Annotated in this window: 23 protein-coding genes; 13 read left to right on the plus strand and 10 right to left on the minus strand. The window is 67.7% G+C overall.

Annotated features, from left to right (window positions below):
- The first annotated feature begins 442 nt into the window (after nt 1–442).
- Entirely contained in the window at nt 443–2,335 is a 1,893-nt protein-coding gene (locus tag NOW55_RS14825) for a cation:proton antiporter domain-containing protein (protein ID WP_368407777.1), read from the plus strand.
- 64 nt (nt 2,336–2,399) lie between these two features.
- Complete coding sequence (locus tag NOW55_RS14830; protein WP_256400891.1) at nt 2,400–3,203, plus strand: N-acyl homoserine lactonase family protein; 804 nt, start codon at nt 2,400–2,402, stop codon at nt 3,201–3,203.
- A 27-nt stretch (nt 3,204–3,230) separates the two neighbouring features.
- Here the strand turns inward: NOW55_RS14830 and NOW55_RS14835 are convergent, their stop codons facing one another.
- Entirely contained in the window at nt 3,231–4,505 is a 1,275-nt protein-coding gene (locus NOW55_RS14835; protein WP_256400892.1) for an outer membrane protein assembly factor BamB family protein, read from the minus strand.
- A gap of 220 nt (nt 4,506–4,725) precedes the next feature.
- On the opposite strand from NOW55_RS14835, the gene NOW55_RS14840 reads away from it, so the two are divergent.
- The gene (locus tag NOW55_RS14840) at nt 4,726–5,256 is read left to right on the plus strand and encodes a 2'-5' RNA ligase family protein (protein ID WP_256400893.1); all 531 of its coding nucleotides are present in this window, start codon (nt 4,726–4,728) and stop codon (nt 5,254–5,256) included.
- Nucleotides 5,257–5,290: 34 nt separating this feature from the next.
- Here the strand turns inward: NOW55_RS14840 and NOW55_RS14845 are convergent, their stop codons facing one another.
- The 5 genes from NOW55_RS14845 to NOW55_RS14865 all read right to left on the minus strand — a co-directional run bounded on the left by NOW55_RS14845 (nt 5,291) and on the right by NOW55_RS14865 (nt 10,145).
- Complete coding sequence (locus NOW55_RS14845; protein ID WP_256400894.1) at nt 5,291–5,521, minus strand: hypothetical protein; 231 nt, start codon at nt 5,519–5,521, stop codon at nt 5,291–5,293.
- A gap of 71 nt (nt 5,522–5,592) precedes the next feature.
- Complete coding sequence (locus tag NOW55_RS14850; protein WP_256400895.1) at nt 5,593–6,492, minus strand: hypothetical protein; 900 nt, start codon at nt 6,490–6,492, stop codon at nt 5,593–5,595.
- A 94-nt stretch (nt 6,493–6,586) separates the two neighbouring features.
- Complete coding sequence (locus NOW55_RS14855) at nt 6,587–7,333, minus strand: helix-turn-helix transcriptional regulator (protein WP_438266583.1); 747 nt, start codon at nt 7,331–7,333, stop codon at nt 6,587–6,589.
- A 247-nt stretch (nt 7,334–7,580) separates the two neighbouring features.
- The gene (locus tag NOW55_RS14860; protein WP_256400897.1) at nt 7,581–8,348 is read right to left on the minus strand and encodes an ABC transporter ATP-binding protein; all 768 of its coding nucleotides are present in this window, start codon (nt 8,346–8,348) and stop codon (nt 7,581–7,583) included.
- Between the two features lie 606 nt (nt 8,349–8,954).
- On the minus strand, nt 8,955–10,145 hold the full coding sequence (locus tag NOW55_RS14865) for a thiolase family protein (RefSeq protein ID WP_256400898.1): 1,191 nt from the start codon (nt 10,143–10,145) through the stop codon (nt 8,955–8,957).
- 189 nt (nt 10,146–10,334) lie between these two features.
- On the opposite strand from NOW55_RS14865, the gene NOW55_RS14870 reads away from it, so the two are divergent.
- Genes NOW55_RS14870 through NOW55_RS14880 form a run of 3 tightly spaced genes read left to right on the plus strand, consistent with a single transcriptional unit; the run spans nt 10,335 to nt 15,020 of the window.
- A complete protein-coding gene (locus NOW55_RS14870; protein ID WP_256400899.1) occupies nt 10,335–12,734 on the plus strand; it encodes a flippase activity-associated protein Agl23 in 2,400 nt (799 codons plus the stop codon).
- 48 nt (nt 12,735–12,782) lie between these two features.
- Nucleotides 12,783–14,135 (plus strand): ATP-binding protein, encoded by a 1,353-nt coding sequence (locus tag NOW55_RS14875; RefSeq protein ID WP_256400900.1) that lies wholly within the window; start codon nt 12,783–12,785, stop codon nt 14,133–14,135.
- Nucleotides 14,136–14,195: 60 nt separating this feature from the next.
- Nucleotides 14,196–15,020, plus strand: a complete 825-nt coding sequence (locus tag NOW55_RS14880) for an MBL fold metallo-hydrolase (RefSeq protein ID WP_256400901.1) — start codon at nt 14,196–14,198, stop codon at nt 15,018–15,020.
- A gap of 37 nt (nt 15,021–15,057) precedes the next feature.
- Here NOW55_RS14880 and NOW55_RS14885 read toward each other — a convergent pair whose 3' ends face one another.
- The 3 genes from NOW55_RS14885 to NOW55_RS14895 all read right to left on the minus strand — a co-directional run bounded on the left by NOW55_RS14885 (nt 15,058) and on the right by NOW55_RS14895 (nt 17,528).
- The gene (locus NOW55_RS14885; protein WP_256400902.1) at nt 15,058–15,294 is read right to left on the minus strand and encodes a hypothetical protein; all 237 of its coding nucleotides are present in this window, start codon (nt 15,292–15,294) and stop codon (nt 15,058–15,060) included.
- 139 nt (nt 15,295–15,433) lie between these two features.
- Nucleotides 15,434–16,342, minus strand: coding sequence for a DUF7351 domain-containing protein (locus tag NOW55_RS14890; protein ID WP_256400903.1), 909 nt, complete (start codon nt 16,340–16,342; stop codon nt 15,434–15,436).
- A 214-nt stretch (nt 16,343–16,556) separates the two neighbouring features.
- Entirely contained in the window at nt 16,557–17,528 is a 972-nt protein-coding gene (locus tag NOW55_RS14895; RefSeq protein ID WP_256400904.1) for a DUF5787 family protein, read from the minus strand.
- A 111-nt stretch (nt 17,529–17,639) separates the two neighbouring features.
- Here NOW55_RS14895 and NOW55_RS14900 point away from each other — a divergent pair, with 111 nt between their 5' ends.
- From NOW55_RS14900 to NOW55_RS14930, 7 genes are all read left to right on the plus strand, one after another.
- Nucleotides 17,640–19,472, plus strand: coding sequence for an SLC13 family permease (locus NOW55_RS14900; protein ID WP_256400905.1), 1,833 nt, complete (start codon nt 17,640–17,642; stop codon nt 19,470–19,472).
- A 54-nt stretch (nt 19,473–19,526) separates the two neighbouring features.
- Nucleotides 19,527–19,733, plus strand: a complete 207-nt coding sequence (locus NOW55_RS14905; protein WP_256400906.1) for a hypothetical protein — start codon at nt 19,527–19,529, stop codon at nt 19,731–19,733.
- A 66-nt stretch (nt 19,734–19,799) separates the two neighbouring features.
- A complete protein-coding gene (locus tag NOW55_RS14910; RefSeq protein ID WP_256400907.1) occupies nt 19,800–21,035 on the plus strand; it encodes a translation initiation factor IF-2 subunit gamma in 1,236 nt (411 codons plus the stop codon).
- Nucleotides 21,036–21,038: 3 nt separating this feature from the next.
- Complete coding sequence (locus NOW55_RS14915; RefSeq protein WP_256400908.1) at nt 21,039–21,425, plus strand: type II toxin-antitoxin system VapC family toxin; 387 nt, start codon at nt 21,039–21,041, stop codon at nt 21,423–21,425.
- Nucleotides 21,426–21,429: 4 nt separating this feature from the next.
- Nucleotides 21,430–21,999, plus strand: coding sequence for a DNA-directed RNA polymerase (locus NOW55_RS14920; RefSeq protein WP_256400909.1), 570 nt, complete (start codon nt 21,430–21,432; stop codon nt 21,997–21,999).
- On the plus strand, nt 22,000–22,197 hold the full coding sequence (gene spt4 / locus NOW55_RS14925) for a transcription elongation factor subunit Spt4 (protein ID WP_089732326.1): 198 nt from the start codon (nt 22,000–22,002) through the stop codon (nt 22,195–22,197).
- Between the two features lies 1 nt (nt 22,198).
- Nucleotides 22,199–22,741 (plus strand): GTP-dependent dephospho-CoA kinase family protein, encoded by a 543-nt coding sequence (locus tag NOW55_RS14930; RefSeq protein WP_256400910.1) that lies wholly within the window; start codon nt 22,199–22,201, stop codon nt 22,739–22,741.
- Here the strand turns inward: NOW55_RS14930 and NOW55_RS14935 are convergent.
- On the minus strand, nt 22,738–25,179 hold the full coding sequence (locus NOW55_RS14935; protein WP_256400911.1) for a methyl-accepting chemotaxis protein: 2,442 nt from the start codon (nt 25,177–25,179) through the stop codon (nt 22,738–22,740). The two genes, NOW55_RS14930 and NOW55_RS14935, sit on opposite strands and share 4 nt — an antisense overlap.
- Between the last annotated feature and the right edge of the window lie 185 nt (nt 25,180–25,364).

Raw genomic sequence — 25,364 nt, forward strand, 5'->3', positions numbered from 1 at the left:
CGACGGTTCTCTCACGCCGCCGTCGAGACGCAGCCTCCTCGCCCGTGTCCGGCGGTCCGCTGCTCGCCGGCTGTGCGACCCGCTGTCCACGGGACCGTTCGGGAGGAACTGTTCGAACTCGAACCCGGCGACCGGGTCGAACACGACGATGTCGTCTCGAACCGGAACTGCCGGGTCCGATGTGTCTCCGACGACGAGTTCGACTGTCGCTACGCCGGGAGCGGGTGCTCCGCCGGCGAGCCGTCCGTCGAACTCGCGGACGCCACGGCTCGCGTGCACGCAGCGGGACTGTCGAGGCTGTTTCCGTCCGGCGACCGGTCGGCCGGCCCGACCGGAGCCGTCGCCCCGGAACCGGCTGGCCGCAAACGGGTCGTTTATACGCGATGGCTCCAACAACCCGGGTACATGGGTGTCAGCCGTGATTGACGTGTTCGGAGGGGTCGTGCTCGCTGGCGAGAGCGCCGGCCATCTCGCGCTCATCGTCGCGCTCATCGTCGCGCTCGGTGTCGCCTCGCAGATACTCGGCGACCGGTTCCGCACGCCGAGCGTGCTCTTTCTCATCATCGCCGGCATCCTCGTCGGACCCGAGGGCATCGGCAACTGGTTCCCGTTCATCGACCCCATCGTCACCGAGGAGACGTTCGGCGGCGCTCTGTCGACCATCGTCGGCCTCTCGGTCGCCATCATCGTCTTCGAGGGGGCGTTTCACCTGAAGATATCCAAGCTCAGGGAGGCCCCCTCGGCGAACGTCAAGCTCGTCACGCTCGGGGCGACGATCTCGTTCCTCGGGACCACCGTCGCCGTCCGGTACCTGCTCGACACCGAGTGGGCCATCGCCGGGCTCGTCGGTGCGCTCCTGATCGCGACCGGGCCGACGGTCATCACACCGATCCTCGAGGTGGTCGCGGTGCGCGACCGTGTCGAGGCGGCACTGGAGACCGAAGGCATCGTCAACGACGTGACAGCGGCCATCCTCGCGGTCGTCATCTTCGAGGTGCTCGCGGTGGAGGAATCGAGCATCGAGATCTACATCCAGCGGTTCGCCGAGCGCCTCGGCACCGGGCTGCTCATCGGGCTCGTGGTCGCCGGCATCATCTGGTACGTGCTCCGGCACGTCGACCTCTCGCCGGACAACGCCCCGCAGAACGCCCGGTTGCTGACGCTGGCGGGCGCGGTCGTCGCGTTCGCGACGGCGAACGAGATCTTCTCCGAGGCCGGTGTCGCCGCCGTCGCGACGGCGGGCATCGTCCTCGGGAACGCCGACCTGCCCTACGAGGAGCAGATAGAGGAGTTCAAGGGCGACGTGACGCTCATCGTCCTCTCGTTCGTCTTCATCGCGCTGGCGGCGCTGCTGGAGTTCCAGAAGCTGTTCGGGCTCGGCTGGCAGGGCATCGCCGTGGTGCTCATCGTCGCGCTGGTGCTCCGGCCGCTGCTGGTGTTCGCCAGCACGACCGCCGGGCAGTTCACGACCTCCGAGCGCTGGTTCATCAGCTTCGTCGGCCCGCGCGGCATCATCCCGGCGTCGGTCGCGACGCTGTTCGCGCTCGAACTCCAGACCACGAACCCGGGCGGCGCGGACACCCTCGTCGGGGCGGTGTTCCTCGTCATCCTCATCACCGTCGTCTTCGAGGCCGGACTCGCCAGACAGATCGCGGAAGCACTCGACGTCATACCAATGCGTGTACTCATCATCGGAGGTGGGCAGGTGGGCCGTTCGCTCGCCGACCGCCTCGACGACCGAGGAGAGAACGTCGTCATCATCGAGAAGGACCCGGAGATAGTGGAGGTCGCCCGCGAGGCGGGCTTCACCGTCCACAAGGGCGACGGCACCGACACGGACGTGTTGCGTGCCGCCGGTGCCGACAACGCGAAGATCGTGGTCGCCGCCACCGGTGACGACGACGCGAACCTCCTCGTGGTACAGCTCGCGAACAGCAAGTTCTCCGTCGAGACGGTCATCGCACGGGCGAACAACTCGGACAACGTCGAGGCGTTCGAGGACCTCGGCGTCCGGACCATCTCCTCTGCGATGGCGACCGCGTGGGCCATCGACAACGAGATCGAGCGGCCCGCGCTCTCGGACTGGATCACCCACTTCGGCGAGGAGGGGGACATCCAGGAGATAACGGTCACCTCGGACGAGCTCATCGGCCGCACGCTCTCGGAGGTCGGGCCGGAGCTGCCGCCGGGCTGTCTCATCGCGCTCGTCTCCCGGGACGGCGAGGTGCAGGTCCCCGGGGCGGACTACACGGTCCAGGAGGGCGACAACCTCACCCTGCTCGGCGAACGTGACAGCGTCCGCGAGGCGATGGCGTTCTGTCACCCCGAGGACTGAGCAGCCGCTGTCCCACCCCGGAACCGAGCCCCCCTTTAAGAACGTCCGCTCCGAAGTCGTTCGCATGGCAGCGACGGCACTCTACACGCTGAACACAGCACACTGGACGTTCGACTTCTCCGCAGCGGTCCAGATGCAAAAGCCCGGGGAGCCGTACCGCGGCACCTGCCCCGCCTACCTCGTCGAACACCCCGAGGGGACGGTGCTGGTGGACACGGGCGTCAGCCCCGAGCTGGTCGCCGACCCGGCGTCGTACGGCCCCGCCGGCGCGGCCCACATGGCTCCCCTGCTGGAGACGCTCGAGCAGACCGAGGACCAGCACCTCGTGAACCTGCTCGACGGCATCGGCTACGCACCCGAGGACATCGACAAGGTGGTGTTGAGCCACCTGCACACCGACCACGCGGGGAACATCGACCTGTTCCCCGACGCCGAGTTCGTCGTCCAGAAGGAGGAGCTGCGCTACGCGTTCTACCCGGACGGCGTCCAGCGCCTGTTCTACGTCACCGGCGACGTCCACCACCTGCGCCGGATGGACTACGACGTGACCGCCGTCCGCGGCGAGTACGACGTGTTCGGCGACGGGAGCGTCGTCGCGTTCCCGACGCCGGGACACTCGCCCGGCCACCAGTCGGTACAGGTGGAACTGTCCGACGCGGGCACCGTCATCCTCGCCATCGACGCGGCGAACCACCGCGAGGGCTACGAGGGCGAGCTGGCGGCGTCGTTCGCGCACTCGCTGGAGGACTCCGTCGAGTCCATCCAGGCCATCAAGCGCCGGGCCGAGCTGGCCGACGCCGATGTCTACGTCCACCACGACCCCGACGACATCGGCCGGCTTCCGGAGCCGCCGGAGGCACTCGAATAGACCGACGCCGGTTTCGGGAGCGTCGCTTCACACCGACCGGAACGCCCGGAGCGTCCCGCCGTCGGTCGTGAAGAGCAGGTCGTCGGCGACGGCGAACTCGGTGCCGATGCCCTCACGCGAGCGGCTCCACAGACGAGTCCCGTCCTGTGGGTCGAAGCAGTACAGCCGGTCCGCAGTGAGCGCGAGCACCGTCTCTTCGGTTACGACGGGCCGGGCGACGAGTTCGCCGACGGAGTCGGCCGACCAGTTGCGCCCGGCACCGCCGGACATGCCGTGGAACGAGCTCTCGGACCGGTTGTGGGCGAAGATTCGCTCGCCGTCGCCAGCGATCAGTTCGCCGCCCAGCACGGCACTCCCGCCCGCGAACTCGGTGTGCCAGCGTCTTTCGTACGTGTCCGACTTCGCTGAGAACGCCCACAGGTCGCCGTAGAAGGCGTCCGAGGCGTAGACGGTGCCGTCGAGGTAACACTTCTCGCCGGGGAAGTGGTGGCCACGTCCGGTCCCACGAAGCTCGGTCTCGCCGACGGACGAGCCGTCTGCCGGGTCGAACTGCCACGGCACGCCGGCGTGCGTTCCCGTCGAGACGTAGACGAGCCCGTCGCTCGCGAACAGCGGCGGCGACCAGGGGGGTGGGGCGGTCCCCTCGCCCAGGTTGGCTCGCCACTGCTCGCCCCCGTCGGAGAGCGCGAGCTTCACGAGTTCGGGACCAGCGCCGCCCGTGACGTGATAGACGCCGTGGGACGCTGTCAGGAACGCGTCACGGGAGCCAGTCTCGACGCGCCAGTTCTCGGTCCGGCCGTCCCTGGTGAGCGAGACGACGCGCGTTCCGGTGGGAACGACGAGAGCCCCGTCGACGACCCAGGGCGTTCCGGCGTCGGAGCCGACGGACCGCTGCCAGCCTTCGGTGCCGTCGCGGGCGTCGAACGCACGGACGGTGCCGTCGTCGCCACCCACGTAGAGCGTGCCGTCGGCGAGGGTCGGGCCCGAGAGCTCGGTGCCGACATCGGTCGCCCAGAGTTCGGCGAGTTCGCTCGCCGGACCGGCGGCGTCGAGGCTGGCGTTGCTCAGTCCGTGGTCGGCGGCGGGCATCGGCCAGTCGGCGTCGACGCTCGACGGCTGCCCGGGTTCCGGACGACTCGTCCCGGTGCTGTCGGTGGTCGTCACGGTTCGGCCGGTGGTCGTCACGGTTCGGCCGGTGGTCGTCGCGGCAGGGTCGGTCTCGTCGGCGGGCGTGTCGCCGGTACAGCCCGCGAGTGCGGCCGTACCGAGACTCGCGAGGAGGGCGCGGCGGGACCGTCTCATGGGTGACCGGTCGACACCCTCCTGTAAGTGCTTTCTGCGAGGACTGACCTGTCACGTCGGCGTGTCGACCTCGTCGCGGCACCGGGTGAGGGTGGTGGGCAGGCGTTCGTCTCCACGAACAGGTAGGTTCGCCAACAACGTTATTTCACAGACCCCCGAAGCGTCTGACGCATGTCCGACGCGACGGGGGAGTGACTCGTCGGCGGCTGCGTGATACCCGATGCACTCGGCAGTCATCTCGACGTTGCCCGACGAGCACCACCAGCGGGTACTGGACCTCTGGGACGACCTGGCGGACGAGTTCGGCATCGACCCGGCCTCCGAGCTCCCGCCGCCGCACGTCTCCTACCACGTCGCGGAGACCTACGACGCCTCGACCGTCGAGTCGCGGCTCCACTCGGTGCGTCCGGAGGTCGACCCCTTCACCGTCCGTACCGGCGGCCTGGGCGTGTTCACCGCCGCACCCGTCGTCTACCTGCCCGTCGCCCGCTCGCCCGAACTGGCCGAGCTGCACGACAGCCTCTGGTCGCGGCTCACCGACTTCGCGGACCACGCGGACGACTACTACCACCCGGACCGGTGGTTCCCGCACGTCACGCTCGCATACTACAGTCTCGACGCGGAGCTGGCGGGGGAGGTCGTGACGTTCCTCTCGGACCGCGAGTTCGACTGGGAGATGGAGATCCGGGACCTCGCGCACCTGGAGTCCAACGGCACCGAGACGCGCATCTGCTCGCGCGTCGAGCTGTGACGGGAGAAAGCACTCGTCGCTCAGCCGATGCTAGTCAACGTACCCGCGAACCACCGGCACGCCAACCGGAGAGCCCGTGTGCGGCCATGATCCCGCCGAGCGCGAATAGCGCGAGCGTGACGACCGCGCCGAGCGTTCCGCTACTTGTGACGAGCAATGTGTTCGGCGCTGCCTTCGTCAGCATCGTGTTCATGGCGGAGTACGCCGTCACTGCCATCAGGGCGAGACCGATGAATATGTTGATCGCATCGTAGACAGTGGTCATGGCCAATAGTACACCCGGTTGGTACGTATAACTTCGTCCTCGGATTCGTCGGTTTCGCGGAACTCCCGACCTCAGAGGTTCTGGTCTCTGTTGTCCTGGTTCGGGAGTTCCCACTTGTCGCTGCTCCACGGGACACCGACCGAGATGCCTGTGCCGGGTATCGTGATGCTTGTGTTCGCGAGGATGTCCCAGTTTGCGACATCGAAGATGCTCCACGTGTGCGTGTAGAGCCCGGCGACGATACCGGTGGTGCCCGTGTTCTGCTTCGTCACCCGTATCTGGACGGCACCGATACCGACGGGGAACCAGTCCGGAGTTCCGTTCCCGTCACGGTCCTCGCTGTAGGCGTCGTGAAACTCCGCGACGAGTCCGTTGGCCGGTGCGTCGGGCTCGGGACTCCCGGGCTCTGAGAGCAGGTCGGTCTTCCCGTCGACGGAGTTGGTGCCGGAGTAGTTCTGGAGCTTGCCGCTGAGGATGGCACTGTCGTCGACGTAGCCGAAGATGTCCTGTTCGAACGCCAGTACGGGTACGTCTACGGGGGTGGGTCCGTCGGGATCGCCGTACCAGTCGGGCCGTTCGAGGCCCCAACTCAGGCCGATAGCGTACTCGTCGGATGATTCGTCCCAGACGCTCGTGTAGAACGTGACGTCGGTACCGTCCTTCTGGTACCAGTCGTTCGTGGAGACACTGTCGTCGTAGTAGTCGGGCTCCTGGTGTACCGAGAGCGAGTCGGTAACCTTCTCGTGGGCGACATTGTGTGCTTCCAGCAGCGCGAACGCTTCGTCCATCCGGGCGTTCGCGACGTGGTCGTTAAATTCGTCCGCGATACCGGCCTCTCTGACGGAAACCGCCTCGCTTGATGCGAGACTCGTCCCGGTCAAGAGGAGCGAGCCGGCAGTGCCGGCTCCGACCGTCCGCAGTATTGAACGCCTACTCGTCTCGGGTCCAGATGTGGGTTCGTCGTGACCCATATCCGAAACCACCATTGGAAATGTGTTATAGCTATTTGGCGTCGGTGTCGTCGGAAGCTGTCGAAACTCGCAGGTAGTGCCGGTTGTGATGGTGCTAGTCACACACTTGCTCTGAAGTAGTCGCACAGGAGAGGTGCCGGTCGAAGACAGTCGACGCCCACGACCGGAGTTCGTCACTTCTGGATTCGATACACCCCGTGAGACGAAGCGTATCGTCGTATCCGAGGACGAGTGTCACCCGGTCCGTGAGTAGGAGACCGAAAATCAGATCTTCGTCGATTAGATGCAGAGTAACCCCATCGGCTGTGTCTAGTTCTGACAACGGATTCGACACCTCTTTACTCTCGGAATCGTAGCAATGAGCGCACGTCACGACCGAAATCTGTCCGAGATCATCGCGACGGTCGACGAGCAGCCAACCGATGCTCGGGCTGAGGGTGCGAATCGACGACGTGGTCTCGTCAATGATGGTTTCGACACGCTGTATCGGCCGGTACGGACACTTTCGGGTGGCGAGGAAGGAATCGACATCGGTCAGCCAAGCCGGGTCTGGGGCATGCTCCTGTGGTAGCCTGTCGAGGACTGGTCGACATTCCTTGACAGCCTCAAACGCGTCCTTGGTGCTGTCGCAGACCGTCAGTAGTAATTCGCCCGAGACAGTAAGTCGGTAGCGGCCGTCCTGCTTCACGACCCATTCACGGTCGACCAGATCCGTGACGTGTCTGTGAACGGTTCGACGGGAGATTGGTAGCTTGGAGACCAGTTCGGAGGGGGCTGCGGGTTCGTCGGCGAGTCGCTCCAGTAGTTCGAGCCGTCTGCAGGAGGCGAACGCGAACTGGATGCTCTCGGTGGGGGGTGTTCGTCATCGTTCGTTTCACCGTACGGATATGCACGCGAAAAATCTATTGGTGATGTCGATTAGCAATAGCTCCGTCTTCGATCGGTTAGGATCTCGATAGCTCGATGCATCCCCCCTCCACGTCGTGACTCGGTAGCGAGAAATCGATACGGACGTGGTCGGTCATGGTCGACCCGGTTCACGGCCGGTGGCAATCAAGCTGTTCCCCGTCGGCGTCCGTCGGCGCGGCTCATTCCGCCGGCGACTCGGCGGGCGCCGCCTCCTCCTCCGTCGTCACCGCGAGGAACGCGTCCTCAAGGCTGGTCGCCTCCCCCGTCTCCGCGCGCCGCTTCAGCTCCTCCGGCGCACCCTGGGCAACGAGCCGCCCGTCGTGCAGCACGCCGATACGGTCCGCCAGCTCGTCGACGACCGGCAGGATGTGCGTCGAGAGGAACACCGTCATCTCCTGGTCCGCGAGGTCGGCGATGGTGTCCCGCATCGTCCGTGCCGCCCGCGGGTCCAGTCCCGACGTCGGCTCGTCGAGGAACGCGACCTCGGGCTCGTGCAGCACCGCCTGGATGACGCCCGTCTTCTGGCGCATCCCCTTCGAGTAGGCGTCGATGCGCTTGTCCGCGTCGTCGAGCAGGTCGAACCTCGCGAGCAGGGATTCGATGCGCTCCCCGGCCTCGTCGTCCGGGATGTCACGCAGCCCGGCGACGTACTCCAGCTGCTCGCGCCCGGTGAGCTCCTCGTACAGCGGTGGCTCCTCCGGCAGGTAGCCGATGTGCGGCGTCACCGACTCGCGGTCGGTGATGGACTGGCCGGCGACGTGCGCGGTGCCCGAGGTCGGGCGCGTCAGTGTCGTCAGCATCCGCATCGTCGTCGTCTTCCCCGCGCCGTTCGGGCCTAAAAATCCGAACACCTCGCCGCTCTCGATGCGCAGGTCGAGGTCGCCGACCGCCGTCTCCCCGTCGTACTCCTTGGTGAGGCCGTCCGTCACGATGGCCGCGTCGGTCATTGTTGGATTCGTTCGTCGGCCGGTGGTATGAAGCCACCGCGGCTGTTTCTGGGTGTGAAAAGTCGGTTCTCCTGCCCGAGTGTGTCTGTCGGCGGGCGTGCTGACGAGTCGGTCTCTGCGAACAGCCAGAAAGCCCCGAGTCGCTGGAGTCGGGGGCCTCGCTGCGTCCCCGGAAATCTACGATTTCCGGTGTGCTCACGAGACGCGAGCGTCTCGTGACCGGTCCTCGTGCCTGCGGTCCTTGCTTCGGCCGCCTTCCTCCAGCGACTCGTCCCTTTCAGTCCCGCCCACTGCGACCGCAACCGCCCTCACGCCTCCCCAGCCGCTTGCGATGCTCGGTCGCAGGCTCCCTGCGCTTCTCATCCCTCGCACGAGCGTCTGCGAGCGGCCTCGCGTTGCTCGGCACGCTCGCGGGCCGCGCGCCAGTCGGTTGGTCAGTGGAGCGTCGTCACTATCCAGCTCAAAAAGACGAGAACCGCAGAGTCGGTCGATTACTCCCCGTTGACGTCGAACTCGATGGCCGCGCCCTGGCACGACCACCTTTTGTCTCGCTCCTCGCTGCGCTCGTCACTCGCAAAAGCTGGGCCAAAAAGTGACCGCGAAGGCTTACTCGCCGTTGACCTCGAACTCGATGGCAGCACCCTGCCCGAAGCCGACACAGAGCGTCGCCAGGCCGCGGCCGCCGCCGCGCTTTCTGAGCTCGTGGATGAGCGTCACGGGCAGGCGGGCACCGGACGCACCGAGCGGGTGGCCGATGGCGATTGCGCCGCCGTTGACGTTGAAGATGTCCTCGTCGATACCGAGCTCCTCGCGGGCGTACACCGTCTGGGAGGCGAACGCCTCGTTGAGCTCGACGAGGTCGTAGTCCTCGATGTCGCGGCCGTTGCGTTCGAGCAGGCCGCGGGTCGCCGGCACCGGACCGATACCCATGATGGTGGGGTCGACGCCGGCGACGTTGTTCGTGCCGACCTCGGCGAGGATCTCGAGGTCGTGCGCCTCGGCGAACTCCTTGGAGGTGACGAGCGTCGCGGCCGCACCGTCGGAGATCTGGCTGGAGTTCCCGGCCGTGATGTCCTCCATGAACGCGGGCGGGAGGCTCTGGAGCGTCTCGAAGTCGGTGTCGGGACGGATGCCCTCGTCCTCGGTGATGGTGCGGACCTCGGTCTCGACGGGCTCGCCGTCCTCGTCCTCCTCGACGGTGACCTCGGCCTCGATGGGGATGATCTCGTCGTCGAAGCGCCCCTCCTCGGTGGCCGCGGCGGCGCGCTGGTGGCTCTGGACGGCGTAGCGGTCCTGTGCCTCGCGCGAGATGTCGAACTCGTCGGCGACCTTCTCTGCGGTCATCCCCATCTGGAGCTCGATCATGTTGTACATCTCCTGGAACGCGGGGTGGAAGCTTCGGCTGTCCATCCCGCCGCCCATGGGGACGCGGCTCATGTTCTCGAAGCCGCCCGCGATGATGCAGTCGCGGTTGCCGGCGGCGACGGCATCGGACGCGGAGATGACCGCCTGCATCGAGGAGGCACACCAGCGGTTGATGGTCGTCGCGGGCACGCTCTCGCCGAGTTCGGACATCAGGGCGATGATACGGGCGACGTTGTTGTCCTGCTCGCCACGCTGCTGGGCACAGCCCCACATCAGGTCGTCGATGTCCTCGCCGGAGAGGCCGTTCTCGGCGAGTATCTCGTCGATGAGCGGGACGGAGAGGTCCTCGCCGCGGGTGTTCTCGTAGACGCCACCCTGGCGACCCTGGGGTGTCCGGTACGCGGCCGCGATGACGGGCGTGTGTGCTGGCATACCTGAAGCGTTGGGAGGCACAACCTTAAATCACGGCTGAACGGGCAGTAATCGTGCCGGGAGTTTATTCGGACCGCTCGCGAGCGTCCGGAATCGTTCCAGCCACCCGACACCGGCCCCGATTTCGGGCGTCGTGCCGGCGAACGGAACCCAAAAAGGGTTTAGGCACGCTCTCGCTGGAAGCGAGTAATGACCGACGACCCCACGCCGCCCGCCAGCCCTCCGGCGGACGCCCTCCGCGCCGACGGCGGGTCGTCGTCCTCTCCCCCGGCGGACGACCGCGACGAGGCCGACGACCGCGACCAGCCCACGGGACACGACGACCGCGACGCTCACGACGACCGCGACGCCCACGACGACACGCCCGGTGAGCGCGCCGGCGAGCCAACCGATGACGACGACGAGTGGGACGAGTGGACGACAGCGGACGATGCCACCGAGACGGCCGACGACGACGAGCCCGAACACGACAGCTGGAACCACGACCCCGAGGCGAGCGACCTCGCGGGCAACGACGACCATCCCCAGGAATCGAGCAACCGCACGCTCGGCGCGCTGGTGGTCATCGCCGTGGTCGGCCTCGCCGCGCGGCTGGTGTGGCTCGGCGAGCGGCTCGTCCACCAGGACGAGGGCCGGGTCGCGTACTGGGTGCTCCGGTACCTCGAGACCGGCGCGTACGAGTACCGACCCATCGTCCACGGGCCGTTCCTGTTCCACGTCGACAAGTACGTCTTCCAGTTGCTGGGGCCCTCGGACTTCACCGCCCGGCTCCCGGTCGCCATCCTCGGCGCGGCGCTCCCGCTCTCGGCGTGGCTCTACCGGAAGCACCTGCGGGACACCGAGGTCGTCGCCCTCGGGCTGTTCCTCGCGTTCAACCCGGTGCTGCTGTACTACTCGCGGTTCATGCGCTCTGACATCCCGCTCGTCGTGTTCGTCGCGTTCACCGTCGGGTTCTTCCTGCGCTACTACGACGAGCGCCAGCGCCGGTACCTCGCCGCCGCCGTCGCCACGCTCGCGCTCGCCCTGACGACGAAGGAGAACGCGCTGCTGTATCCGGTCTGCTGGCTGGGGGCGGCCGCACTCCTGCTCGACCATCGGCTGTTCCGCGCGCCGGTCGCGGACGACCTGACGGTCTGGGGCGTCCTCGTCGACTACCTCGACTGGGTGCTGCCGTTCGACCTGCGCGGGTCGTGGGGCGTGCTCGCGGGCGGGGACGTGAACGGCCTCATCGACCGGCACATCGACTGGTGGGTCACGGGTTGGCGCTCGATCGTGGTCTCGGTCGGGGTGGCGGTCGGCCTCGCCGTCGAGTTCTTCGCCATCATCGTGCTGTTCTACGCGCCCCGCGGCGGCGGCTACACGAAGCAACACGCCGCGGGCTGGCCCGGACCGGAGCAGGCGGGACAGGGCATCGGGCTGTGGAACTCGCTCGGTCAGCTCGCCGGCGGCGACCCCGACATGTTCCTCGCCGTCGTCCGGGAGTCCATACTCGGCTCGTGGGAGGAGTTCACCGGCCAGTGGGCGAGCGACCACGGCAACTCCTACCTCGCGTTCTTCGAGCACTACATCAACGTGCTGGAGGCCGCCGCGCTCGTGTTGTGTGCGTTCGCCATCGTCGGGTTCGTCGTGGACCGCTACAGCAGCGACGGCCCGCGGGACCTCGTCGCGCTCGCGTCGTACTGGGGCTTCGTCAGCGTGCTCGGCTACCCCATCGCGACGGACATCCGCGCGGGCTGGGCGACGAGCCACGCCATCATCGCGCTGGCCATCCCGGCGGCGGTCGGCCTCGCCATCGTCTTCCGCTGGGGCATCGAGTCGTTCACCGACGACGACCCCGTCGGCGTCGCGCTGACGGTCGTCATCCTCCTGCTCGTCTCCGGGCAGGTCGCCACGACAGCCGTCGGGCTGGTGTACGTGAACGACCAGGACCCCGACAACATGCTCGTCCAGTACGCCCAGTCCTCCAGTACGGACCTGAAGGACACGCTGCAGGACGTCGAGCGCATCGGCCGCGAGCAGGGCGGGCCCGACGACGTCGACGTGCTGTTCTACGGCAACGAGTACTACACGTCGAACCTGAGCGACGACTTCCAGCCACCCGCCTCGCAGGGCTACTACGAACGCCGGACGCTGATGTGGTACATGGAGATGTACCAGTACCGCGCGAACGCGACCGAGGGCCAGCAGTTCGTCTACGACACGGCCATCACGCTCCGGCAGGTCAACCGGACGAACGCGCCGGTCGTCGTCGCCATCGGGAACGGCTCGAACGGTGACGACGCGGAGGACATCCACCAGTGGCTCGTCGAGCAGGGCTACGAGGCCCGCGAGTTCCAGCGCTTCGCGACGGTCAACCGGACCGACCAGAACCTCGGCCCGGGCACCCCCTTCGTCGTCTACGTGAACGAGTCGGCGCTGTCCGAATCGGCAGACGTACCGCCACCCGAGCAGTCGAGCGCGACGATACCTGCCTCGACGGCACCGACCGACCGGCTGCAGACGGCGGCCCGGTCCATCGTCGGTGACGGCTGGCTCCGGGCCGCGGCGCGACCAGTCCGAGCGGCCGAGTCCTCCACGCTCGGCACGTAATCGGCGCTCCGACGGCCTTAAGCGGCCGTGGCGTCAACCTCTGAAGGAATGAGTAACGCGGCGCTATCGGTTGTCGAGTTCCTGTTGACCGCCGATATCTACACCGAGAACCGCGAGCTGGACGAGAACGACCTCCCACCGCGGTTCCGACGCGTGTTCTACGTCGACGGCGAGGTCGAGCGACCGCTCACGGTCACGAACAAGACGGCCCGGGCGGCGACGGGCATCGACCACCCGTGGGACGCGATTTCCGAGCTCCTGTTCACCGACCGCGACGAGTTCTCGGGCAAGCTGAAGCTGACCCAGCCGGAGATGGCCGAGAACTGGTTCCTCGAGCGCGTGGACGCGGAGACGCTGCGCCGCAACCCCACCCTCGCCTGGGAGTTCGCCGACCAGTTCGACGACCTCACCTACGAGGAGGCCCGGGAGGCCAACCGCCCCATCCAGGCCGACCGCGTCTGGATCGACTCGCTGCTCGACGAGATGTTCGAGGACGAGGAGGACGAGGAGATGCTCGACCTCGTCGACATCCGCGCGCCCGAGGAGATCGACCAGACGCTCGACGACATCGTCCTCACCGAGGAGCAGGAGGGCGAGATCCAGAAGGTCGTGAAGGCCATCGAGCACCGGGAGTACCTCGCCGAGATCGGCCTGCGCGAGATCGGCAAGCTGCTGTTCGTCGGCCCGCCGGGGACCGGGAAGACCTCCGCCGCGAAGGGGCTGGCGTACAAGCTCGACCTCCCGTTCGTCGAGGTGAAGCTCTCGATGATCACCAGCCAGTACCTCGGCGAGACGGCGAAGAACGTCGAGAAGACGTTCGAGGTGGCCAAGCGGCTCTCGCCGTGTATCCTGTTCATGGACGAGTTCGACTTCGTCGCGAAGACGCGCGGCGGCGACGAGCACAACGCCATCAAGCGTGCGGTGAACACCCTGCTCAAGAGCATCGACGACATCTCGCTCATCCAGGACGACGTGCTGCTCATCGGCGCGACGAACCACCCGGACCAGCTCGACGCCGCGGCCTGGCGGCGCTTCGACGAGATCGTCAACTTCCCCAAACCCGACCACGGGATGCGTTCGGATATCCTCCGCATCATCACCCGCGCGATGGACATCGAGGAGTTCGACCCCGACGCCATCGCCGACATCACCGAGGGGCTCACCGGGAGCGACCTCCGGCTGGTCATGCGCGAGGCCGTCCTCGACGCGCTTACCGAGGAGCGGACGACGCTGACCCAGGAGGACCTCGAGGCAGCGGTCGCGGACTTCGAGGAGCGCGACAACCTGAAGAACATGGACATGATCGGGGGCGACCACGACGCACTCGTCGCCGGCGGCGACATCGCTGGCGACGGCTCGGGGCACGACCACGGCGACCACGACCACAGCCACGACGGCTGAGATCCGACGACCGGCCGCCAACCCGCGCCTTTTTCGCTCCCGACCGCAAAGGCGGGCACGATGCTGGTCACGCTGCTCGGAACGGGCGACACGACGGGGACGCCGACGCCCGGCTGCGACTGCGATACGTGCCAGGCGGCCCTCGAACGTGGCGTCGAGCGCACCCGGTTCTCCGTGCACGTCCACAACGAGCGCACCGACGAGTCGCTGCTGGTCGACTGCAGCCCCGACTTCCGCTACCAGTTCCTCCACAACGACGTCGACCTGCCGGACGCCGCCGTCGTCACCCACATCCACTTCGACCACCTCGACGGGCTCGGCAACGCGTACCGGCTGCTCGACGGGCTGCAGGTGTACGCCGCGAACGAGACAGACCCGGAGACGGGCGAGAGCGTCGCCGACACCGTCGACCGGAAGTACGACTACCTCGACGCGGTGACGGTGAACCACGAGACGCCGTTCGAGCCGTTCGAGACCTGCGGCTTCGAGGTGACGCTCGTCCCGGTCGTCCACCCGCCGCTGGTCTGTTACGGGCTCGCCATCGAGGACCCGGAGACGGGCGGGAAACTCGCCATCTCGGGCGATTCGAGCTACGCACTGGGTGAGGACTCGCGGGACGTGCTGCGGGACCCCGACCTGCTGCTCGCCGACGGTATCGTCCCGGCCGACCTCTGCAGGCACCACCCGCTCGGTGGCGACCACGCCGACGATGACGGCGTCTTCCGGACGTTCGGCACGAAGCACATGACCTACGAGGGCGCGCTCGCGCTCGGCGAGGACATCGACGCCGACGTGACGCGGGTCGTCCACGCGGCGCACTTCTACCCGGTCGAGCAGGCGTTCGACGACGCCATCGCCGTCGACGGGGAGACGTACGAGCTGTAGAAGGTTTGACGACAGGTGCGGCCGTTCGCCCGGGCAGCTAGAGCGTCTCGGCGACGAGGAGGACGAGCGCGACCGGGCTCGCGACGACCCCGACGAGGAGCGCGGCGTAGACAGCCAGGCCGATGGCGAGCGCCAGGCCGGGGACGAGCGTCAGCGCGACGGTCGCCAGCGCGAGGACGGCGACGACGGCGAGCAGGGCGCGGCCGAGTCCCTGCGGGACGATGGTGGTCTGGGGTCGGTTCTTCCGGCCGAGCGCGATGGTGGTCGTACTCATCTGTTCTCATCTATTCGTAGGACCGTGGACCCCATAAGTGTAATCTGAAATACATTTCTGTAAGCGCGTGTACTGAAATTCCCTTCACCACCGGTCGCAGACAGGAGTGAGAGACGGAGAAACCGGACAGCGGCCGCGGTCAGTCGTCCGCCGGAACCGCGGCCGTGCGCTCGACATCGGCGACGGCGAGGTCGTCGTCGATGGTGACCGCGAGGGAGTCGCCGTCGAGCTCGATGGTCACGGTGACAGAGAACGGGTCCATCGAGTGGACGGTCGTGCCGTGGTCGGAGACGCACCAGGGGAGCTCCCAGTACGGCGTGCCGTTGAGGTCGATGCCGTGCTCGCGGTGGAAGTGGACCACGTCGGACTGGTCGAGCAGCACGAGACCGATGGCCGAGCAGAGCGAGTGACCGCACTGCTGGCAGACGTGCTCGACGCGGACGTCCGAGCCGATGCAGCAGTCGCCCTCGCGCTCGACGTGGCTCGCCATCCGCCCGCTGCACTCGGGACAGACGCCGTCGGCGGCGAGGCAGTGGAGGTGGCGGACGCGCTGGTCGAACGCTCGCATCACCTCGTCGCGGTCGCGGTCGGTCAGCCCTCCCGGCGGGAACGGGTACTCGCCGTGGGGGTGGCCGCAGTCGGCACACTCGATGCCGATGGTCTCGTCCTCGTATGCGGCGACGAGCGAGCCACCGCAGGTGACGCAGTCGGCGTCCAGTCCGTGCGGCCCCCAGCGCGGGTTCTGGTTGAACTCGCCGGCGATGACCGCCCGAACCACCTTCGTGCCGGCGTAGCGCAGGTCGTAGCCGTCGTCCGTGTTCACGACGAACTGGTCGGTGAGCTGCTGGAGGTGGTAGTTGAACTGGGCGCTGTCGCGCATCCCGACGGTCTCGCGGAGGTCCGAGAACCGGACCGGTCGCTCCTCGGCCCGCCAGAGCGCCTCGAGGATGGACAGCCGCGTCTCGTTGCCCACCACCGAGAACGCCTTCGCGGGCGCGACGCAGGCCTCGCACTCGTTGATGTCCGGTTTGCTGTCCGGTCTGCTCATAGACAGTCGTTCGTGAGCATCCAAGTAAAGCGTTCCCTGTAGCTCGTTTTGGTCCAGTTTCTGACATCTCCCGGCCGCGGGTTCAAGTGAGATGCCGGGGGCAACGGCGGCGTGCCCTGACGAGTCCCCGCGGACCGGTCAGCGGTCGTACGGCACATCGGTCCGCGCCCCTCCCTCGTGCCGTCTGTACGCCCTCCGATAGCGACGGCCCCGCTCAACCGAAGCGGTCCAGCCCCGCCTGCCTGCTCGCCAGCCCGTCCGGCTCCGCCACCCAGCCCGTCCGTCGGTCGCGTTCGCCCGCCACGTCGACCGACGGCGGGTCGTCCCCTTCGAAACCCGGACAGTCCGGCCCGCACTCGTTGCCGGGGTCGACCACACGGCCCTTCCACTCGCAACGCGGGAGGCCACCACCGCCAGCGGCGGCTTCGTCCCGGACCCGCGCACAGCCGGGGAACTCGTCGACTCGCCAGCCCTTGCCGTAGGCACGCTCGGCCAGCCGGCGTCGCGCCCGGGCCTTGGCCGTCGGGCTCGCGAGGCGCACCTCCGTCCAGCCGGCGTGCTCCTCGACGATCTCGGTCCCGTGCTCGTCGACCGGCAGCGGCGTCGCCTCCCTGACGACGCTGCGGTCCAGCGTCTCGGGGTCGAAGCGCCAGACGCCGACCGCATCGGGGAGACGGTTCAGATGCGCCCGGGTGACGTGGCTCGCCGTCGCCAGCACCACCTCGTCGACGAGCCCCAGCCGGACATCCTTCAGGAGCTGTGTCTCCAGATCGCCCGGCGCGCCGAGGTCGGGCTTGTTCTCGACGGCGACGAGCCGGTCGAACCAGCCGTCCGGGTAGCGACACGCTCGCCGGACGTGCTCCGCCCCCGCGGTCGGGTCGCGCTCGAAGAAGCCCACCTCGACGGCGCGCTCGACGATGCCACGGGCCCGCTCCGCCGGCAGATCGAACGCCCCGCGCCAGTCCCGCGAGCGGCCACGCCCGACATCGCTCTCGATGGCCCGGCGGGGGATGGACCGCCCGGTGATGGCGGCACGGTCGTCGAACGTCGGGCCTGGTTCGACCACGACCACGTCGAGCACCCGGCGCGCACTGTGGACGCCGCCGCCCAGCTGTCGCGCGAGCACGCCGTCGACCTCGCGCTCCAGACTGGCACAGAGCCGCTGTTCGAACGCGAATTCGCGCACAGGCGGGGTTGGTCTCGCGGGGGTAAATATCCGTCTCCGAGCGACGTCGACTCGCCGACGGACCGACTTCGTGTGGGTAGCTATTTCTGCCCGACGGGAGAACGGCCGGCAATGGCCGTCCCAGAACCCACGACGGCGATGCTCGTGGTGTTCGCCATCACCGCCGTAGCGCTGCTGTCGTTCGTGGCGGAGGTCGTCTCCCCGGACGTGACGGCGCTCTCGGTGCTCGTCTCCCTGGTCGTCCTCGAACCGTGGACAACCGTCGGCCCGGCGACGGCCATCTCCGGCTTCGCGAGTGCCGCGACCGTGACCATCATGGCGATGTACATGTTGAGCGAGGGAGTCCAGCGGACCGGCGCGGTCCAGTGGCTCGGTGCGGTCCTCGCCCGCGTGACCGACGGCAACGAGCGGCGCGTCCTCGCCGCGACGGTCGGAACGACGGGGCCACTCGCCGGCATCGTCAACAACACGCCGGTCGTCGCCGTCTTCATCCCGATGATCAGCGACCTCGCCGAGGAGAGCCACCTCTCACCGTCGAAGTTCCTCATCCCGCTCTCCTACGCCGCCATGCTCGGGGGAACGCTGACGCTCATCGGGACATCGACGAACATCGTCGCCTCCGACCTCGTCGCGACCGACCTGGTGCCCGACCACGGTCCCATCGGGATGTTCGAACTCACGCCGCTGGGGGTCGTCGTCCTGCTCGTCGGGAGCGTCTACCTGTTGACGGTCGCCCCGCGACTGCTCCCCGAGCGGGTGCCGGCGACGCTCGACGTGACCGACACCTACGAGGTCAGCGACTACCTCGCGCAGGTCCGGGTCCGGGAGTCCTCCGCGCTGGTCGGCCAGCGCGTCGAGGACGCCTTCACGTCGATGGACCTCGACGTCGACGTGCTCCAGCTCGTCCGCGACGAGGAGGTGTTCATCGCGCCCGGCAGCGACCGCGACATCGTGGCTGGCGACGTGCTCACCGTCCGCGCGAACCTGCAGGACGTGAACCGCTTCGCGGAGGCGTACGACCTCCGGCAGCTTCCCCGCGAGGAGGTGAGCGGCGACAGCCTGAGCGCGCCGTGGATACGCGGCGAACTGCTCGAACTCGTCATCCCTCCGGAGTCGGAGTTCGTGGGCGATACCCTCGCCGAACTGCGGTTCCGGGAACGGTACGGCGGAACGGTTATGGCCATCCGACGCGGGAGTCGGGTCACCCACGAGCGTCTCGACGCGTTCGAACTCTCGGGCGGCGACTCCCTGCTCGTCTACGCCACCTCGACGGCGGCCGAACTGCTCGCGGACGAGGACGAGGTACTGGTGACGCGCGGGCCGGCCGACGAGACGGAGAAGCCCGCGCTCTCGCCGAAGACGCCCGTCGCCGTCGGTATCCTGCTCACCGTCATCGGTCTCGCGGCGTTCACGCACTTCCCCATCGTCGTCACCGCCCTCGGTGGCGTCGTCGCGATGGTCGTCACCGGCTGTCTCGACATCGACGACGCCTACGACGCGGTGTCGTGGAACGTCATCTTCCTGCTCGCGGGTATCCTCCCGCTGTCGGCCGCGCTCCAGGCGTCCGGCGGTGCGGACTACCTCGCCGACCTGCTGGTGCTGTTGGCCGAGGGAGCCGACCTGCTGCTGGTCGTCGGCGCGTTCTACGTGCTGACGGGCCTGCTCGCGAACGTCATCACGCCGGTCGCGAGCGTCGCGCTGCTGGTGCCGGTTGCGGCACAGTCCGCGAACGAACTCGGCGCCGACCCGTTCTCGTTCGTGCTCGCGGTCACGTTCGCCGGCTCGACGGCGTTCATGACGCCCATCGGCTACCAGACGAACCTGATGGTGTACGGGCCGGGCGGCTACCGGTTCACGGACTACCTGCGCGTCGGCGCGCCGCTCCAGCTGCTGCTCGCGGTCGTGACGACGCTGGGGATCGGCGTGCTGTGGCCGCCGGGGTGAGACGGGGGACGAGAGCACACACCCGGTATCAGTCGTCCGTCCCGGCCATCACCGATGTATTCGTCCAACGGTACCTCCATGCTGCTCGGAATCGTCGTCGTACAGCTCGGCATCCTCATCCTGACGACACAGGGTGCCAGCGGCGACCTCGTCGAGGTCGCTTCGCTGGTGTTCGGCCTCGGCGCGGTGGTCGTGACGCCGGTCTGGACCCTGCTGGAGGTGTCCGATTCGGGGGCAAGCGGAACCGAGACGGCCGAGTAACGGGCGTCTGAGAACGGTGGGTTTATCAAGCGCACAGGGGTAGTCGTAGCCAAGATTACTCTCGATATGGCAGGAAACCACCAACAACCGGAGGTGAACATCGGACTCGTCGGCCACGTCGACCACGGGAAGACGACACTCGTGCAGGCACTCAGCGGCGAGTGGACCGACCAGCACTCCGAGGAGATGAAGCGTGGCATCTCCATCCGCCTCGGCTACGCGGACGCCACGTTCCGCCGCTGCCCCGAGTGCGAGGAGCCCGACGCGTACACCGTCGCCGACCACTGCGAGGAACACGATGTGGACACCGAGGTCGTCCGCACGGTCTCGTTCGTCGACGCGCCCGGTCACGAGACGCTGATGGCGACGATGCTCTCCGGCGCGGCCATCATGGACGGTGCGGTCCTCGTCGTGAGCGCGACCGAGGACGTGCCCCAGGCCCAGACCGAGGAGCACCTGATGGCGCTCGACATCATCGGCATCGAGAACATCGTCATCGCCCAGAACAAGGTCGACCTCGTCGACGCCGACCGCGCCCGCGAGAACTACGAGCAGATCACGGAGTTCGTCTCGGGCACCGTCGCCGAGGACGCACCGATCATCCCGGTCAGCGCCGGGCAGGAGGTCAACATCGACGTGCTCATCGACGCCATCGAGACGCGAATCCCGACGCCCGAACGCGACCCCGACGCCGACGCACGGATGCACGTCGCGCGGTCGTTCGACATCAACCGACCGGGCACCACGTGGGACCAGCTCAAGGGCGGCGTCATCGGCGGGTCGCTCGTCAGCGGCCGGCTCCACACGGACGACGACATCGAGGTCCGCCCGGGCCGCGAGGTCGAGGAGGGCGGCCAGACGGAGTACCGTCCCATCGAGACGACCATCCGCTCGCTCCAGGCGGGCGGCCAGACCGTCGACGAGGCGTCGCCCGGCGGCCTGCTCGGTGTCGGCACCGGGCTCGACCCTTCCTACACGAAGGGTGACGCGCTCGCCGGCCAGATCGCCGGCCCTCCGGGGACGCTCCCGCCGACGTGGGACGCGTTCACGATGTCCGTCGACCTGCTCGACCGCGTCGTCGGCGACGACATGGGCGAGGTCGAGGACATCAACACCGGCGAGCCCCTGATGCTCACGGTCGGCACCGCCACCACGGTCGGTGCGGTCACCTCCGCCCGCGAGGGCGAGTGCGAGGTCAACCTCAAGCGGCCGGTGTGTGCACCCGACGGCGCGAAGATCGCCATCAACCGCCGCGTCGGCGCACGCTGGCGGCTCATCGGAGTCGGCACGCTCCAGGGATAGCCGATGTCGACACGGGTCGCCCTCGACACGAACGCGCTCATGATGCCCGTCGAGCTGGACGTGCGGCTGTTCGACGAGCTGGACCGCCTCGTGGAGGGTGCCGACCCGGTCGCGCCGCAGGCAGTCGTCGAGGAGCTCCGTCGCCTCTCAGAGAAGGGCGGCGAAGAGGGGACCGCCGCCAACGTCGGTCACGACCTCGTCACGGAACGCTGCCTCATCGTCGACACGGAGGAATCGTACGCCGACGACGCCATCGTCGAACTCGCCCGCGAGGGCCACGCCGCGTACGTCGTCACGAACGACCTGCCCCTGCGCGACCGCGTCCTCGACGCGGGCGTTCCGGTAATAGCTTTACGGGGCAAGAACAAACTTGCAGTAACTCAACCATAAACAGATGTACAAACGCGTCAGGCTCAAGGACACGGTCGAGGTGCCGCCGGAGGAGCTCGGGGACGTCAGCCCGGACCTCGTGAAGAAACTGTTGCAGGACAAGCTCGAAGGTCGCATGGACGAGGACGTCGGGAGCGTCGTCACCGTGACGAGGGTCCACGACATCGGCGAGGGTACGGTCCTCCCGAACCGTCCGGGCGTCTACTACGAGGCGGACTTCGACGCCGTCACGTTCGACCCGCAGATGCAGGAGGTCGTCGACGGGACCGTCGTCGAGGTCGTCGAGTTCGGTGCCTTCGTCGGCATCGGTCCGGTCGACGGGCTGCTCCACGTCTCGCAGATCTCGGACGAGTACCTCGCGTTCGACCACGAGAACCAGCAGCTCGCCTCCAACGAGTCCAACCGCACGCTCGGTGTCGACGACGCCGTCCGGGCGCGCATCGTCACCAAGAGTATCGACGAGCGCAACCCGCGGGACTCGAAGATCGGGCTGACGGCGAAACAGCCCGGTCTCGGCAAGCACGGCTGGCTCGAGGAGGACAGACAGAAGCGCGAAGCGCAGGCGGGTGATTAGATGGCGCAAGACAGAGTCGTCTGCCGCGAGTGCCACCGGGTGAACGAGCCGAACAACGCGACGTGTGAGTCCTGTGGCTCCAGCTCGCTGACGGAGGACTGGGCGGGCTACGTCATCATCGCCCACCCCGAGCGCTCCGACATCGCCACCGAGATGGAGGTCACGGAGCCCGGCAAGTACGCGCTGAAGGTCCGTTGACGTGAGCGGGGACAGCGACGGGACGGTCCTACTGACGCTGCCCGAGTCGCTCCGCAGCGCGTTCAAGGAGCCGCTGGGCCCGGTCGAGACCGACGCGAACACACTTCTGCAGGACGTTTCGGGGCCGCTCGTCGCCGTCGGCGACATCGTCACCTACCACTTCGTGAGTGCCGGGCGACAGCCCGACGTGGCGCTGGTCGACGAGCGCACGAAGCGCGCACCGGTCGACGACGCCGTCCGCGAGGCGGTCGTCGACGCCGACGTGAGCGTGCCGAACCCCGCAGGCACCATCACCGAGGAGCTGCTCGTCGCGCTCCGCGAGGCGCTCGAAGACGGCGAGACGACGACCATCTTCGTCGACGGCGAGGAGGACCTCGCGACGCTCCCCGCGGTCCTGCTCGCGCCCGAGGGTGCGAGCGTCGTCTACGGCCAGCCCGACGAAGGCATGGTCCACGTCGAAGTGACGGCGGAGAACAAGCGGGAGATGCGTTCGTTGCTCGACCGGATGGACGGCGACCACGGGCGGGTCGCCGAGCTGCTCTAGTTCTCGTCGGCCCCGTCGCCGAACTCGAACTCCACGTCGTCAGCCGCCGGCTCGTCCCCGCCAGCGTCGGCGTCCGTTACCGGGTCGGCGTCGAGCGCCTGTTCGTCGAACGAGTCGTCGAGACTGAGCTCCTCGCCGAGCAGGCCCTCCGCGTCGGCGGTGGCGTCCGTGTCGAAGCGGTCGAGGGCCTCGCTCAGGCGGGACGCCTGCTGGCTGAGCGAGCCCGCGCTGTTGGACACCTCGGTGAGCGCGGTGGTCTGCTCCTCCGCGGCCGCGGCGACGTTCTCGGCCTCGCTGGTGGTCTCCTCGGAGATGGTCGCCGCGCCGTCGACCATCGCCACGACCTCCTGCGTGGACGCCGCCTGCTCCTCGGTCGCCGCCGAGATCTCCTGGACGCCCGTGTTGGTCTCCTGGGCGTACTCGGCGATCTCGTCCAGCGCGTCGACCGCGCGTTCGACGGACTCGACGTTCTGGGAGACGCGAGCCGCCGTGTTCTGGACCTCCTCTGCGGTCTCGTCGGTCTGTTCCTGGATGCTCTCGAGGCGTTCCTCGATGTCCTCGGCCGCGGATTTGGTGTCTTCCGCGAGCTCCTTGACCTGCTGGGCGACGACCGCGAAGCCTTCGCCCTCGCCGTCGGCGTTGCCGGCGGCACCGCGTGAGGCCTCGATGTTCGCGTTCAGTGCGAGCATGTTCGTCTCCTTCGCGAGGTCCGTGATGAACTCGGTCAGCTCGTCGATCTGCTGCATCTCGTCCTCGAGCTCGGCGATGGCCTCGACGGCGGCCTCGGAGTCCGTCTCGATCTCGCGCATGCCCTCGATGGCGTCCTCGGCCGCGTCGCGACCGGTACGGCCGGTCTCGGCGGTGCGCTCTGCGATGTCGGCGACCTCGTTCGAGGAGGCCGCGATCTCCTCCGTGGTCGTCGAGAGGCTCTCCATCTCGCCGCTGACGTTCTGGAGGCTCTGATTCTGCCGTTCCGCCCCGTCCGAGATCTCCTGGATGGATTCGGTCACCTGCTCCGACGCGGAGCGGACCTCCTCGCTGGAGGCGGTCACCTGCTCGGACGCGGTCGCGACCTCGCTCGCGAAGCTCTTGAGGCGCTCGACGGTCGTCTCGATCTCGCCGATCATCTCGTTGAACTCCGTCGCGATGTCGCTCATCGCCTCCGACTTGGACTCCGAGTTCATGCGGGCCGTGAAGTCGCCGTCCCCACAGGACTGCATCACCCGGGCGTACTGGTCGGCCTTCTGCTCGAGGTGGCGGTTCATCTCCTCGGCCTCGGCCTGGGCGAGCTCCGCCGCCTCGCGTGCCTCGTTGGCGTTCTGGATCTGCTCGCGCAGCGCGTCACGCATCGAGGCGAAGCCGGCGTACAGCTGCCCGATGTTGTCGACCCGGCCGGTCTCGAACTCGACGTTCAGGTCGCCCTCCTCCATCTGTTCGGCCTTCCCGCGGAGGCGGTCGATGGAGGTCGCGGTGTTCCGACCGAGCACCGCACCGACCAGCCCGATGAGCAGGACGATGCCGCCGGTGACGTACAGCCCGTACTCGGAGATGTCGGAGACGACACCGTAGGCCTCGTCCTGCGGCTTGTGGACGGCGACGACCCAGTCGGTGCCCTCGACCGGTGCGTAGCCGACGACGTAGTCGTCCCTGAGGCCGTACGTGCTGCTGTCGAGGACGCTGTCGGGCGAGCTCGTGGTGAGCGCCGCGCTGTCGTTGCTGCTGCCGCCGGCGACGGCGGTGATGTCCCCGGCGCGGCTCGCGTCGTAGGTCTGACCGAAGAACAGCGACGCGAACTGGTCGTCGAAGAGGATGGTCCCGTCGCCGTCCATGACGACGGTCGCACCGGAGTCGCCGACGGTGCCGCGCAGGTTCAGCGAGTAGGCGTCCGCGCTCATCGTCAGCAGGATGGCGTGCCCGTCACCCGTCGCCGCAGCGTAGGTGACCGCCTGCAGCTGGCCGTTCTGGTAGACGTCCACCAGACGGGGGTTCTCCGTGCCCTCGATGCCGTCGAGCGCGCTGGTCGAGGACATCCCGAGGCTGTCGACGCCCTGGCCCTCGAACCCACGGGTGCTGGCCTCGATGGTCCGGTCGTCGAGGCTGACGTAGTCGATGGCCTCGACGTCCTCGAGGGTACTGCGCTGTGACAACATCGCGGTGATGCGAGTCGTGTTCTCGCTGTCGACCGCTCCGGAGGTAGCCAGGATACGTGTCAGCTGTCTGTTCCGTTCGTTCCACTTCGCGAGCTCGTTCGCCTCCTGATTCGCGAGGATGGTGTACTCGTCGTTGGTCCCCTGTTCGACTTCCTGTTCGACCTGTGCGGTCGCCGCGAGACCCACCGCCCCGACGACGACGCCGAGGAGAACGAGCGCGATAGCGAATTTCAGTGCATACCGCTTCCGAATCGCGTTCGGAACGAGCAGCCGTAAGAACTGGAACATACCCTTGAATTTAGTGGATGATTGATAAAGCTCTCGGCAGATGTTGTCATGTGATTTTCACGACGGTATCGAGGCTCGTGCGGAACAGCGACACGTGGTGGGTGCGCCGGTCGCCACGACGGCCGCTTACCGGTCGCGCGTCGCCTCAGCGGGTCGAACCCTCCACTTCGAAATCCTTTTACCCG

The organism is Haloarchaeobius litoreus (assembly GCF_024495425.1).
GTDB classification, from domain to species: Archaea; Halobacteriota; Halobacteria; order Halobacteriales; family Natrialbaceae; genus Haloarchaeobius; species Haloarchaeobius litoreus.

Coding starts and splice junctions, on each gene's coding strand:
- NOW55_RS14875 (WP_256400900.1), top strand. CDS start 12,783: ATGAGTAACGCGGCGCTATCGGTTGTCGAGTTCCTGTTGACCGCCGAT.
- NOW55_RS14935 (WP_256400911.1), bottom strand. CDS start 25,179: ATGTTCCAGTTCTTACGGCTGCTCGTTCCGAACGCGATTCGGAAGCGG.
- NOW55_RS14840 (WP_256400893.1), top strand. CDS start 4,726: ATGCACTCGGCAGTCATCTCGACGTTGCCCGACGAGCACCACCAGCGG.
- NOW55_RS14880 (WP_256400901.1), top strand. CDS start 14,196: ATGCTGGTCACGCTGCTCGGAACGGGCGACACGACGGGGACGCCGACG.
- NOW55_RS14860 (WP_256400897.1), bottom strand. CDS start 8,348: ATGACCGACGCGGCCATCGTGACGGACGGCCTCACCAAGGAGTACGAC.
- NOW55_RS14890 (WP_256400903.1), bottom strand. CDS start 16,342: ATGAGCAGACCGGACAGCAAACCGGACATCAACGAGTGCGAGGCCTGC.
- NOW55_RS14850 (WP_256400895.1), bottom strand. CDS start 6,492: ATGGGTCACGACGAACCCACATCTGGACCCGAGACGAGTAGGCGTTCA.
- NOW55_RS14885 (WP_256400902.1), bottom strand. CDS start 15,294: ATGAGTACGACCACCATCGCGCTCGGCCGGAAGAACCGACCCCAGACC.
- NOW55_RS14905 (WP_256400906.1), top strand. CDS start 19,527: ATGTATTCGTCCAACGGTACCTCCATGCTGCTCGGAATCGTCGTCGTA.
- NOW55_RS14835 (WP_256400892.1), bottom strand. CDS start 4,505: ATGAGACGGTCCCGCCGCGCCCTCCTCGCGAGTCTCGGTACGGCCGCA.
- NOW55_RS14830 (WP_256400891.1), top strand. CDS start 2,400: ATGGCAGCGACGGCACTCTACACGCTGAACACAGCACACTGGACGTTC.
- NOW55_RS14910 (WP_256400907.1), top strand. CDS start 19,800: ATGGCAGGAAACCACCAACAACCGGAGGTGAACATCGGACTCGTCGGC.
- NOW55_RS14865 (WP_256400898.1), bottom strand. CDS start 10,145: ATGCCAGCACACACGCCCGTCATCGCGGCCGCGTACCGGACACCCCAG.
- NOW55_RS14915 (WP_256400908.1), top strand. CDS start 21,039: ATGTCGACACGGGTCGCCCTCGACACGAACGCGCTCATGATGCCCGTC.
- spt4 (WP_089732326.1), top strand. CDS start 22,000: ATGGCGCAAGACAGAGTCGTCTGCCGCGAGTGCCACCGGGTGAACGAG.
- NOW55_RS14870 (WP_256400899.1), top strand. CDS start 10,335: ATGACCGACGACCCCACGCCGCCCGCCAGCCCTCCGGCGGACGCCCTC.
- NOW55_RS14920 (WP_256400909.1), top strand. CDS start 21,430: ATGTACAAACGCGTCAGGCTCAAGGACACGGTCGAGGTGCCGCCGGAG.
- NOW55_RS14900 (WP_256400905.1), top strand. CDS start 17,640: ATGGCCGTCCCAGAACCCACGACGGCGATGCTCGTGGTGTTCGCCATC.
- NOW55_RS14845 (WP_256400894.1), bottom strand. CDS start 5,521: ATGACCACTGTCTACGATGCGATCAACATATTCATCGGTCTCGCCCTG.